Annotated in this window: 11 protein-coding genes; 6 read left to right on the top strand and 5 right to left on the bottom strand. The window is 28.5% G+C overall.

The features are described from left to right. Positions 1-51 precede the first annotated feature (51 nt). Positions 52-906, top strand: a complete 855-nt coding sequence (locus QEJ31_RS12475; RefSeq protein ID WP_280590578.1) for an Rpn family recombination-promoting nuclease/putative transposase — start codon at positions 52-54, stop codon at positions 904-906. Positions 907-1,003: 97 nt separating this feature from the next. Here the strand turns inward: QEJ31_RS12475 and QEJ31_RS12470 are convergent, their stop codons facing one another. From QEJ31_RS12470 to QEJ31_RS12455, 4 genes are all read right to left on the bottom strand, one after another. Beyond that, positions 1,004-2,299, bottom strand: a complete 1,296-nt coding sequence (locus tag QEJ31_RS12470; RefSeq protein ID WP_280590577.1) for a hypothetical protein — start codon at positions 2,297-2,299, stop codon at positions 1,004-1,006. A gap of 673 nt (positions 2,300-2,972) precedes the next feature. Next, positions 2,973-3,890: a TatD family hydrolase gene (locus QEJ31_RS12465; RefSeq protein WP_280593285.1), complete on the bottom strand. Its 918-nt coding sequence runs from the start codon at positions 3,888-3,890 to the stop codon at positions 2,973-2,975. Positions 3,891-3,913: 23 nt separating this feature from the next. Further along, positions 3,914-4,348, bottom strand: a complete 435-nt coding sequence (locus QEJ31_RS12460) for a Fur family transcriptional regulator (protein WP_280590575.1) — start codon at positions 4,346-4,348, stop codon at positions 3,914-3,916. Between the two features lie 125 nt (positions 4,349-4,473). Then, the gene (locus tag QEJ31_RS12455; protein ID WP_280590573.1) at positions 4,474-5,136 is read right to left on the bottom strand and encodes a trimeric intracellular cation channel family protein; all 663 of its coding nucleotides are present in this window, start codon (positions 5,134-5,136) and stop codon (positions 4,474-4,476) included. A 472-nt stretch (positions 5,137-5,608) separates the two neighbouring features. Between QEJ31_RS12455 and QEJ31_RS12450 the strand changes: the two genes are divergently transcribed. The 5 genes from QEJ31_RS12450 to QEJ31_RS12430 all read left to right on the top strand — a co-directional run bounded on the left by QEJ31_RS12450 (position 5,609) and on the right by QEJ31_RS12430 (position 11,805). After that, the gene (locus QEJ31_RS12450) at positions 5,609-6,889 is read left to right on the top strand and encodes an aminotransferase class V-fold PLP-dependent enzyme (protein WP_280590571.1); all 1,281 of its coding nucleotides are present in this window, start codon (positions 5,609-5,611) and stop codon (positions 6,887-6,889) included. Between the two features lie 10 nt (positions 6,890-6,899). Next, on the top strand, positions 6,900-8,231 hold the full coding sequence (locus tag QEJ31_RS12445; RefSeq protein ID WP_280590570.1) for an FAD-dependent oxidoreductase: 1,332 nt from the start codon (positions 6,900-6,902) through the stop codon (positions 8,229-8,231). 88 nt (positions 8,232-8,319) lie between these two features. Then, the gene (locus tag QEJ31_RS12440) at positions 8,320-9,579 is read left to right on the top strand and encodes a cation:dicarboxylase symporter family transporter (protein WP_280590569.1); all 1,260 of its coding nucleotides are present in this window, start codon (positions 8,320-8,322) and stop codon (positions 9,577-9,579) included. 75 nt (positions 9,580-9,654) lie between these two features. Beyond that, on the top strand, positions 9,655-11,136 hold the full coding sequence (locus QEJ31_RS12435) for a SpoIIE family protein phosphatase (RefSeq protein ID WP_280590567.1): 1,482 nt from the start codon (positions 9,655-9,657) through the stop codon (positions 11,134-11,136). A 54-nt stretch (positions 11,137-11,190) separates the two neighbouring features. Continuing rightward, positions 11,191-11,805: an NAD(P)H-dependent oxidoreductase gene (locus tag QEJ31_RS12430; RefSeq protein WP_280590565.1), complete on the top strand. Its 615-nt coding sequence runs from the start codon at positions 11,191-11,193 to the stop codon at positions 11,803-11,805. 20 nt (positions 11,806-11,825) lie between these two features. Here the strand turns inward: QEJ31_RS12430 and QEJ31_RS12425 are convergent, their stop codons facing one another. Beyond that, positions 11,826-13,013 (bottom strand): GAF domain-containing sensor histidine kinase, encoded by a 1,188-nt coding sequence (locus QEJ31_RS12425; protein ID WP_280590563.1) that lies wholly within the window; start codon positions 13,011-13,013, stop codon positions 11,826-11,828. Between the last annotated feature and the right edge of the window lie 163 nt (positions 13,014-13,176).

The following is a 13,176-nucleotide window of genomic DNA, read 5'->3' as shown; positions in this document are numbered from 1 at the left end:
TTCATTATTTTTAATTTATGTTCCTTTTTTATTTATTTGAAAGGAGTCGTAATGGAATTTGAATTGCTTGATATTAAAAATGATTATGTCTTTAAACGTATATTTGGGGAGAAGGAAGATATTTTAATTCACTTTTTAAATAGTGTGTTAAATTATCCGGAAAGTGAAAAAATTATTTCCTTAACATATTTAAATACTGAAATTAATAAAGACCAAGAAGACGATAAGGAAACTAGGTTAGATGTGTTGGCAAAACTTAATAATGAAAGTTTTGTTAACATAGAAATTCAAGTACAAAACACTTATGAGTATGAAAAACGTTGTTTGTATTATTGGGCTAAACTTTATGAACAACAATTAACCAGTGGAAAAAAATATAAAACTTTAAAGCCAGCTATCTGTATTCATATTTTAAACTTTAATTTTTTTAAAGATAAAGATTATTTTATGACAAAAATTAAACCGTTAGATACTGAAACAAGAAAAGTTTTTTCTCACGATTTTCAACTCTACTTTTTAGAAGTTCCCAAAATCCCCGATCAGTATTACAATGAACTGGATAAATGGATGCACTTTTTTAAAGGTGCTTCAAAGGAGACCGTTATGGCTATGCAAACACCTGAAATTGAAAAAGCTTTTTCTACACTCGAATATATCAGCCAAGATCCCATTGCTAGGGCAAAATACGAAGCAAGAAGAAAATATGAGCTAGATTACAACACCGATATGGATGGGGCAAGGGAAGAAGGGTTTTCTAAAGGGAAAACTGAAGGAATGCAAATTGGTTTTGCTAAGGGAAAACTTGAAATAGCAAAAAACCTTCTAGCCAATCATTTTTCAATTGAGATGATTAGTAAAATAACAGATCTACCCATTTCTGAAGTAGAGAAACTAAAGAATAGTTAGTTTCTCAAAATTAATTTTCTTTATATTTCATTCTTTAAAGAAAAGCACTTTTTTAAATTTCAAAATTTCAAGAAAGACTAACTTTTACTTTGTCCGCTTAATTTAAGCTGACAAAGTTAATTTTTTCTTTACTAGTTACTTTTTGAATTAATAAGTCGCTTTCATTTTTCCCATCTTTTAATAAGGCAAATATTTGAACATTATCAGCATAACGATTAGCAATGAAATTGAGATCTCCGTTATCATTAACATTCATATATGTAATACTAAATTTATCTGGTTGAATTAAAGTCGTAAAGGTTTTACTATTGATATCATATTTTTCTATTAATGTTTGCCCTGATGTATTGGTTCCTAAAATAAATAATGCATGAGAAGAACCTTGAATTTGTGCAATTTTTGTAATTTGAACTGGTTTGAGTGTTTGTGAATTATTAGAATTCATTGCATCAATAAATATTTCTTCACTATAAGCAAATATAGAACGCTTCGTTTTTACTAATTTATTTACTTCTGGTAAAGTTGAATGAATGATTTTATGATTAAATGAGTCTCCAACCTTTTCTAAACTTTCTAATTTATAATGCACTATTCCAAAGTTATTATTATATTTTAAAAAATAAAAATTTTGCCCAAATCCACTGGGACCATCTAAATACTCATAGCCATGTAAATTAGTATTAAGGGGTTGTATTTTATCATTGTGATTAATGATTTTAACAAGGTCTCCTCCTCCTGAACGAGAATATGTGATAATGTCACCTAAGGAGTTGGGTTGGAATTCAAAGACACTTTCTTTAGAGGTCTTTTCTATAATTCTTTTTAAGCTATTTTTTTCAAACTGATCAGTGGATAAATCTAATTTATATAATTTATCTGAATCTCTAAATACTATGAATGTTTTTTCAGAATTAAAATTGATTGCATCTTCATAAATGGAAAAATCTTCTTTTGTTTCTAAACAAGCTAAATGAGCATCACTTTTACGAATGGTGATAAAAGGACATCTTTTTATCATGTTATGTGAATTGACGAAATAAAGAAGGATATAATATTTTGTATCAAATATATATCTTGGTGAGTATAACTCATGAGATGATTTTGTAACTTTTTTGCCTGTATTAACATCTGTGATTTCAAAAATTCCAAGTTCAGAAATACTGTTGTCTGCATTTAAAGTATAAATTGCCTTTATATCAGGAAGATCTTTATTTTCATCAAGATACATTCCTTTTATCTGGGTAAAATTATGAATAGCGTTTACTAATTTAAATTGTTCATTATGATTTGAATTTGATTCACTACTATTGCTATTTTTAGAAGCGCTTTTTCCACAACTATTAAATAATAATGTAAAAGGTAAAAGAAATGGAATAATATTCTTAGCTTTCATTTTTCCTCCATAGGAAATATCTTAAAACAAAAAGACTTGAAAAGTCTTTTTGCAAATTATAATAAAATTAAAAATAATCAATAGAATATTAATAATTTTTTATTTAAATCATAATGAATGGATTTAAAAATTAGAACAAAAAAGAGAAAAGGGGTTCTTCCGTGTTAATTACAATTTTGTGAATCGAAATTAATGCATGAAAATGATTGCATAGAAATCACGATTTTTTAATATTAGCAGAAATTTAAAAACAAATTATTTCCCGAACCTGTATTTTACCTTAGAATTCCGACAGAAAACCATCTTTGTATAGAGGAAATTTTAGAAAAGCCTTTATTGGAAAATCAGTTCTTCAAATAAAGTAACATTAATTGATCAATTAAAGGCAGATATTGTTTTGAGATGGATTTATGGATATTGTTAATAAACATAAACTGCTTTGGAAGGCATCTTTAAATAAAGCATTTAAAGAGTATTCTTAAACAAATTTTATTACTGATGCTGGGATTAAAAATTTAACCTAATTATTCAATAATATCTCAGTTATTCGCAATTTATTTCCATGTATATATTCTATTTTCTACTTCTTCATAAAAAAATTCACTCTAAAAATTTCTTTACTAGAAAAAAATTTCGCACCACATAAAATAACCTAAAAATTTAAAGAAACATCCTAAATTATTCCTAAAAATTTCAAAATATTTTTATTTGTTTGATCTATTAATTCATTAGGAGATAAATCAACATATTTTGCTAAAATATTTGCAATATTACTTAACATTGCAGGCTCGTTATAAGGTAATTTTCCTATTTCAGGTATTTCTGGGGGAAGATCGGGAGAATCCGTTTCAAGTAATCTTAAATGCGCAGGGCATTGAATAAAGGCTTCTCTATTTTTTAAGGCATGTTTCCAAGTAGGAACTCCTCCAAAAGAAAAGAAAATGGAATGCTTCGAAAGTTTTTTTAGTTCTTCGACCGATCCACTATAGCAATGGATCATAATTTTTTGCACTCCTTTTCCTAAAGCCCATTGAATACGTTCATAGCAATATTGCCAAGGAGCCCGTAAGTGCAAAATGAGGGGTAAATTATATTTCACCGCACATTCCACTAAATATTCAAATGCAATATTTTGCAATTCAAGTATTTGTTTCTTTGCTAATCCTTTGCATTTAATATCCTGCATAACCTCTTTTGAAAGATCAAATCCAGCTTCACCAATGGCCCAAATACTTGATAAATGATTTTTTAAAATACTACTAAATAACTCAAAGTCTTTAGTAATTTGCTTTAAATTTTCACTGCCATCTGCATTTAACCATTTTGTATGAATATACATTGGATGCAATCCATGAGTTAAAAAGCAAGAAAATTTATTATTGTTTATATGAAAATTTGAATTTAGAAAATTTTCTCGGTTTAAAAACTCAAGAATATCATTAAAATCAGAATTGGTTAGGATGGCAATATTTTCAAGTGTATCTTCGTTCCATACACCCGCTGCAATACCCACTTTAACACTTGAATGGATTGAATTTAGTATAGTTTGCTTTAAATTAGGTAAGTAATTTAAATGAAAATGAGAATCAATGATAAATGAATTAGGTTTTGAATTTAAGTCATTGTTCCCCGCAAAAATACGTCTACCTCCACGACATTAATATTTTTAGGTAGGTTTAGTATAAGTTTACATTGCTCTTGCGAAATATCAAATAGCTTTCCAGTATTGTTATCAAAAAAGTGAAAATGTTCATTTACGTTAGTATCGTAAACAACTTTTCCAGTGTGAGGTAACTTTAATTCCTTTAACATCCCTGCTTGCACAAGAACATCTAGGGTATTGTAGACAGTTGCTCTACTTAATTTTGGAAAATTAGCATCGGTCCAATTTTTAATATCTTCCGCAGTCGGATGATCTGCTTCACACAGAACGTATTTACAAATAGCGATTCTTTGAGCTGTTGCTGCAACTCCCGATTTTTTTAATTTTTCTTCTATTTCTGCAACACTTAAGCATTGATTTTTTTCATGTATTGGCGTTTGAATCATAAAAGTACCCTCATCAAGAGATGTTATAAGTATAGAAAGAAAATAGCAAGAAAATATTAGACTTGTTCTAAGTTTTGAATTATCAGATCAATTAGGTAATTATATAACCTATTGAAATTAAATAGTTATTCAAGATTAGAGGTTCTTTTCTTTCTCCGTAAAAACTTTAATCTACGGTTTTGTAATGTTTCTTTTCTTGCTTTTGGCAAATTCCAATTTTTCCATATAGAGATCATACGTGAGACAAAAATAAATAAAATAACAATAATATCAAGCATTAATGGGGGTAAGTAGTCATCTAAGACAAAATAAATAATTCCTCCCATGACCGCAAAAGCTCCATATATTTCTTTTTGAAATAGGTAAGGAACACGATTTACAATAACATCACGAAGAACACCACCAAAACAGGCAGTAATAACACCCATTAAAATACATTGATAATTTAAAAGACCAGATTTAAGGGCTACTTTAACACCAGCTACAGTAAAAAATGCTAATCCCAGTGCATCAAATAACAATATCATTTTATCGAAATAACGGTGTTGTCTTTTAAAAGCTAATACAACTACAGTTGCTAGCAAGGCAATAATCCAATAGATAGGGGTATTGAAAACTGTTGGAGGGGTATTCCCTAATATAATATCTCTAAGGCATCCACCACCAAAGCCAGCTATGACTGCCATAACAAAAATGCCAAAAATATCCATTTTCTTAGCGACAGCTATCGAAGCGCCACTAATACAGAAAGCAAATGAACCTGAGTAGTCAATGACATTAAAAACCATATTAGAACCTTATAAAACTACCTTATAATTTATTTTTAGAATTATTCTCATTTTATTCTAGAGAATATTTCTTCTGTTGGTAATAGTTTTCTATTTTCCCAAACTATATTTAAGTAAAGAATGTTGATAGAGAAGTAAAGAATTTGGAAAATTAATTTCAAGTACAATGAATTTGGCATATAAGTTCCGTTCTTATTTAGAAAAACTCAAAATTAAGATATTGAGTTATTTTCAGAAAGTGTTAGCTGAGTCCGTACTCACAGCACCTCATTAAAGTAACAATATATTATTTTTTCAATCTATAAAAGAATTTCTTAATTTTTCTTGCCAAATTAAAATATTGTGATTGGATAATCAATCAAATATATCGGAAATAAAGCTTTGAATTTTTATTTCAAATAAGAACATTTGCAAGTTTTAAGAGAACAGTCTAAGTTATTGATCTTGGTTACATCAAACTTGGACTTTATCTATGCTTAAAAATAAATTTATAAAAAACTTTATTCTGCCCTCTCAATTATACAATACTTCAAAAAAAAATGTCCCAAATATAAAATTTGGTGGTATTGAACTTCCGAAAAAAACTATTTATTTAGACTTTGCAGCAAGCACTCCATTAGATAGACGTGTCTTAAATGAAATGACACCCTGGATGCTTGGATATTTTGCAAATGCTGCCAATAGAACCCATCCAATGGGTGAAATTACTGATCACGCAATCGCAGAAGCTAGAATTAAAATTTCTTCTATTTTTAAAGTTGATTATGATGATGTCATATTTACTTCAAGTGCAACAGAAAGTAACAATTTATTTCTTCGCGGTCTTATTTCTAGCCCATTCCGAAAAAAAAATAAAATATTATATAGTCCCACAGAACACTCAAGTATAATTGCAACAATAAAAGATTTGAGCGAAAAATTTGACGATAAAATAATTCTAAAGGAACTCCCAATAGACAATGAAGGTCAAATTGTTTTAGCTGAAGCTGAAAAATTAATTGATAGCAGTACACTATGTGTTTGTGTGATGGATGTAAATAACGAAACAGGTATTCTGCAAAAAAATATTTCCCATTTAAAAAATTTATGTGACAAAGTAAACACTATTCTACATATAGATATGGCTCAAGGTTTTGCGCGTTGTAAAACAGAAGATCTATTTTTAAATTTTGATACTGCGACAATTTCATCTTCTAAAATTTATGGTCCAAAAGGGGCTGCCGCCCTTATAATAAAAAAAAGAAAACCTAAAATAAAATTGGAACCACAACTTACTGGCGGCGGCCACGAATTTCTTCTCCGCTCAAGTACTCCAAATACAGCGGCTATCATTGGTTTTGCAAAAGCTTGTGAATTACAAAAAATTGAAGCTTCTGAAAGATTTACATATTATGAAAAGTTAGAAAATGCCTTTAAAAATGAAATCTCAAAATATCTTCAGCCTATTTTTTATGGACAAGACAGTAATAAAGTAAAAGGAATTTTGACTTTATGTATTTCTGGGGTAAATGCTATGAAGCTTCTAGAAGAAACAAGATCTGTTTGTGCTAGCGTTGGAAGTGCTTGCAAGACTTTGCAAGCAACCTCTAGCCACGTATTACTTGCTATGGGTGTTCCCTTAGAAAATGCCCTTTCAAGTTTTCGAATAAGTTTTGGCTTAACAAATTCCGAATCTGAAGTCAGAGAAGCTGCTAAACGTTTAGCCAAAACTGCAATAAAATTAAAAAAAGAATCTGCAACTCTAAAACAATAGGATGTTGATTATGGACTTGAATGTATTAATTGTTGGTGGAGGAATACACGGTGTTGGTCTTTTACATGATTTAGCAACTCGTAAAATACACGGAATCCATCTTGTCGAAAAAAATAAAATTGCTTCAGGAACATCGAGCAGAAGCACGAAATTAGTACATGGTGGATTAAGATATTTGGAGCATATAAATCAATGGAGTTTAGTTAAAGAAGCCCTGAAAGAAAGAAGTTTACTTTTGAAACTTTTAAATGGCGTAGTAAAACCACTCCCTTTCGTTCTGCCAAATTTTCATGGAGATAAGCGCCCTCCTTGGATGATTCGTCTAGGACTCTTTTTTTATGATTTACTTGCCGGAGACTGTGGATTACCAGCTGCAACTAAAATTAGCAAAGATGAAATTATACATTATGCTCCCTATCTAAATACAAAAAAAATAGAAAGTGAAATGATTAGCGCTTTTCTATATTATGATGCACAAATGCTTGACGATGTAATAGCAAAACTGGTTGTAGAAGCTTCAGTAAAGCTTGGAGCATCGTACGAAGAAAATTCTGAAGTCACTCAAGTTAACAAAATTGAAGGCGGTTTTAGAGTAACGATAAAATCAAGTAACCAAGAAAGAACTTTAACTACTAAATATATAATCAATGCCGCAGGAGCATGGTGCAATGAAAATCTTTTAAAATGGGGAATGATTCCAAATATACCATGTCTTCTCAATTTAGGAACACATATTATTTTTCGCCCTGAAGCAGTTAAAAATGGTACTGTAGAAAATTCTTTTGCTACTCTTATTCAAGAACCAGATGGAAGAATTGTATTTTTTATTCCTTGGTTTGACAAATGGTTGTTTGGAACAACTGAATCTATCTTAACAAGTAGACCATCACAAATTAAGTACCCAGAAGAAGATAAACAATATCTTATGCATACTGCCACAGAGGTTTTAAATTTAACTGATGCAGAACAAAATATTTCTGAAATATTTTGCGGTGTGAGATGCATGCCTCTTAATAACAAAACAAAATTCTCAAAATTAAATTCAAACTGGATTGATAATCCTTATGAATCGCCTTTTTATTTAAATAAATTAGACAAAAATATATCGGGTCTTTCTCGTGAAACAGTTATTGATGAACCTATCAGTGGACTTTTCTGCATCTATGGTGGTAAATACACAACCTATAGAGCTGTTGGCGAAAAAATAGGTTCTTTGTTAAGTAAAAAATTAAAGATGGGTACTTTATCAGGAACTCATATCAAGGAAAATTGGTTCATCCAAGAACTTATTAATGAAAAACCTGAAATTTTTAAAACTTCTTCTGACTTAAGGCAAATTTGACAAGCCCTCCAAAATTACCTAAATAAACACCCTTTAAAAAAATATAAGAATACCTATAATAGAATAAAATTATATTAAGAGGGGCAAAATGTCTTTTAAAAAAAAACTTAATGAAATACTTACTTTTTTAAAATTTCATTTATTTCTTCAAGTTGTCATAGCAGTCGCCTTGGGTATATTGGTTGGCATATTAGCTCCCAAATTTGCTGTTGATCTTCGACTTATCGCTACAATTTTTATTCGTTTTATTAAAATGGTAATCTCGCCAGTCGTTTTTGTCTCAATAATTCTTGGTGTTTGTTCGCATAGTAAACATGGTGGTGTTGGAAAATTAGCATTTAAAACCATAGTTTATTTTGAGATCATGTCCATATTGGCAGTAGTTTTGACTTTTGGTTTTATGCTATTTTTTCAACCAGGAGTCGGATTTAATATTACGGCATTTCAAGGCGTTGATATTTCCAAATTTAAACCCAAAGAGGGAACAAAAGGTGGTTTTACAGAATTTATTACTCACATGGTTCCTGAAAATGTATTTGCTACCTTAGCTGGAGATAATTTACTTGCTGTAATTGTATTGGCCGTAGTATTTTCAATAGCTATTATTCAAATGAAAAACAATGATAAAATTCTGCAATTTTTCCAAATGACTAATGATGTGTTTTTCAAAATGATCGGAATGATTTCAAGAATTTCACCTATTGCAGCGTTTGGCGCCATAGCAGCGACTGTAGGACAACAAGGTGTTCAATCACTTGTTATGCTTGGTTACTTTATACTTGTTCTTGGAATCAGCATGGTCGCTTTTTGGATAATTCTTTACATTGTTGGAAGAGTTTATGGTTTTGATCCTTTAAAACTTATGAAACATATCAAAGAAGAAATGTCTATAGCCTTTGGTACCTCTTCTTCAGAATCAGTATTTCCACAGTTGATGAATAAATTAGAAAGCTTTGGTTGTTCTAAGAAAGTTGTTAGTTTTGTTCTTCCTACTGGCTATGCATTTAATTTAGATGGAACAGCAATTTATGTTACTGCTGGAGCATTATTCATTCAACAAGCTTACAATATCCCATTTGGTTGGAACGAATTTTTTATTCTTTTAGTTACAATTTTAATTGTATCAAAAGGAGCTGCTGGAATTACTGGAGCGGGATTTGTAACTTTATCAGCCATACTAGCAGCAATGCCTAATCATATTATCCCTATTGAAGGCTTAGCTTTGTTACTTGGAATTGATAGATTTATGTCTGATGCAAGAGTTGTGACTAATATAATAGGTAATACTATTGGAACAGTTCTAATTGCAAAATCTGAAGGCGAATATGTCCATAAAAAAACAACTTAAAAAAACTACCTCAAAATTTACTCTAGAAAAATTCTTAATATTACATAAAATATAAATATATTTTTGAGGAAATTAATGAAAAAAAGAAATGAAGGTAGTAAAATAAAAATTAAAATTTTTATTTCTTCAATTATTTCTATAATTTTTGTAATATCCATTGCTTTTGTAACTAAAAAATTTCTAGACGAATTTAATGAAACTGAATCATCAATTACTAAATTAATAAATACAACAGGTAAGCAGAGAATGCTTACTCAAAAAATAATGATACTAATTCAATCAGTAAATGCAAAAAATTTAGATAGCGCGACTATCATAAAAAGTGATTTACTATCAAGCATTCAAGAAATGAAAAAAGCAAATGAAATTATTATGAATGGAAGTCCTAAAGAAAATATATTAAAAATAACTAATAGTGAAATAGAGAGAATATTAAATAATAAGGTAAACCTATACAAAAGAATAAATGAATATACTAATTTAGCAGAAGAAAACGCTAAAAAGAATGATTATAGTGAATTTCTGTTGGAATATAATATTTATAAAATGAATAGCTTATTACTAGATCTTGAAAAATTATCTAAGCTATATGCTAATGAAAGTGATTTGCAGTCAAGAAAAATTAGCGCTTTATCAATTATTATGATTATTAGTTACTTAATAACATCTATTATATCTTTATTTTTCATTTTTAAACCTTTAGCCAATCATATAGCTAATTTGTATTTAAATCTTGAAAAAAAATTTCATGAAAATGATTTAAAATTCAAAATGCTAGAAATAGAAAGTAAATTTGCTGAAAAATGTTTACAAGATCTTTATCCAAGAGTTGAATACAATCCCTCATTTAATACCGATTTAATATCACTTGCTGCATTTTCCCAAAGCGCTAAAGAACTAGGAAAAGACTGGTGGGGAATTTATGAATTTGGAAAAATTAAGGTTATTCTAATTGGTGATGTATTTGGACATGATAAAGGGACGACAATTGTAATTGACTCTATAACTAAATTTTTTGAAAATGCTATTGACAAAAAAGCATTGGATAAAATTAATTTTTTAGATGTATTCAAGCATCTAAATCAAACTATTCAAGAATTAGGAATACAAAACCAACTTACTCTAACAATGTCAATATTAGTTCTTGATGATAACTTAAATAGAGTAAAATTTATAAATGCAGGGCATAGTTTTCCATATCTTGTAGAATATAATGAAAAAGATGAAATAAAAATTTCTAGATTTAAAAGTAAAGGACACAGCTTGGGTGTTAAACAAAACAACTCATCATTAGCAGAAGAAGAAATAAAAATTACAGAATATGAATTTAAAGACACGGCTATGATTCTTTTATTTACCGCAGGAATTGTCAATAATAAAGATAAATTTGAGAAAGATTATAGCGAAAAAAATTTGAAAAAAGTTTTTGAAAAAAATAACTTTAAAGACAAAAATGCTTTATATGTATTAGATATAATAACTTCTGATGCTTTTCGGCACTATGATTCAAAGCATATCAGTGAAGATATTACATGCATTGTTATTAAAAGAACTTAACAAAAAGAAAAAAATATGCTACCTACCTTTCAACAGTATTATTAAGGAGCGACTATGACTTTTACTGATTTTTTAAAATTTAGACATGCATGTAAGCAATTTGATCCAAGCAAAAATATCTCATTAGAGGATAAAAAAAATATACTAGAATATGCTCGCCTATCTCCGTCCTCATTTGGATTAGAACCATGGAAATTTATAGCTATTTCAAATAAAGAATTACGAGAAAAATTAAAGCCAGCTTGTTGGAATCAAAATCAAATTACCTCATCATCTTTTATTGTCTTATGTCTTTCTTATATGCCTCATCACTTTAGAGGTAAAACTGAATTTCTAAAACAAAGAGTGGGAAGGAAATCATCTGGCGAAATGCTAGATAATTATTTAAACATGATAATTAGTTATTTAGCTATGCAAAATACCCAAGAATGGGCTAAACGTCAGGTATATATTCCATTAGCAAATATGATGACTGGAGCAGCATCACTAGGAATTGATTCTTGCCCAATGGAAGGATTTGAAATTGAAAAAGTTCATCCTATTTTAAAAGAAATAATTGATTGGAATGAACTAGATTTAGTTGCTATTGTGGCATTTGGACATAGGTTAAATCAACAATCTCCTCAAACAAGAGAAGCGAGCAATTCAGTAATTGAATTTATTGACTAAAAATCTATTTCATTAATATTTTATTTCTGCAATGGAAAAAGAACTATAAAAGTGGTAAAATCTGTAGAATTGTCATAATATATTTCACCTTTTTGCGCTTTAATTATTCCTTTTGCAATTGACAAACCAAGACCTTTCGGAATATTGCAAACGTTTTTTGTAGAAAAAAATGGTTCCATTATTTTCTCTATATCTTCTTTTTTTAAACCATTTCCATTATCAATAAATTTTACAATTAAATCAGAATTATTTACATGTGATTCTATTTTGATCCACTTTTCATCTTTATTCGAGTTTAATAAACTCTCATAGGCATTTATAATCAGGTTAAAAAAAACATGTGACAAATTAATTAATTTACATTTTAATTTGAAATTTTCATCTATGTTTATTTTTATTTTTATATTGCTATTTTGTAATTTTTTCTCAAGTAAGAAAAAAATAGCTTTAAATATATCTATTAACTTATTCTCAGTGAAGGGTTCTTCATCAGAAAGTTCTGAGAACTTTTTTAATGCAAATATTATTTTACGAATTCTTTCAATTCCTGTTTTGATTGTATCAAAATCTTTTTCTATTTTTAAGTTTGTGTTTACAACCAAAAATTTCTTAATTTTCTCATCAATGATATTTAATTTTCCACTAATAATCGCAAGAGGTGTATTAATTTCATGAGAAATTCCAGAGGAAAGCATAGATATAGAATTAAATCTTGATTCTTTTATGTAATTAAAATGAATTGTATCTAATTCAACATTTTTCAGAAACAATTCAATATAATTTATTATAATTATTGAATACTTCTTTAAAAAAAGTAATTGATTTTTCGTTAATAATCTTGGTTTTTTATCCATTATAAAAATGCTTCCAATAACTCTTCTATTTTTTAAAATCAAAGGGTATCCAGCATAAAAAACAAATTTATTTTTACCTGTAAAATATAAATTATTTGCTAGCCTTTTATCTTTCAAAGCATTTTTTATCAAAAATACTTTCTTACTTTTAATGGAATATTTGCAATATGATTCTTCATATTTTATTTTTTTAACTTTCAATCCTTTTGCAGACATAAAAAATATTTTATCGTCAATTTTAATCGATACTGCAGCAATAGCAGAATTGCAAAGAATTGAAAGAGTATCTGTTAATTCTTTGAAGTTTAATTCAGTTAAAATTCTTTTTGGGTCAAAAATCGCAAAACTTTTCATATTAAATATTCCTCAGCAATTTTGCTTAAAGTATATTATATAAATAATTATTTTTATTATTCAAATTTAAGTGTCACAAGATTTATAAAGTAAAATTTTGCTTTGAAAGTTTGAAATAGAAATTACTTTTTACTAAAATTTTATTTATCTAATAGGTTATGGT

Source organism: Pigmentibacter sp. JX0631, assembly GCF_029873255.1.
Taxonomy (GTDB): Bacteria; Bdellovibrionota_B; Oligoflexia; order Silvanigrellales; family Silvanigrellaceae; genus Silvanigrella.
The sequence above is the reverse complement of the archived record's forward strand: the minus strand, read 5'-3'. Positions and strand labels throughout refer to the sequence as shown.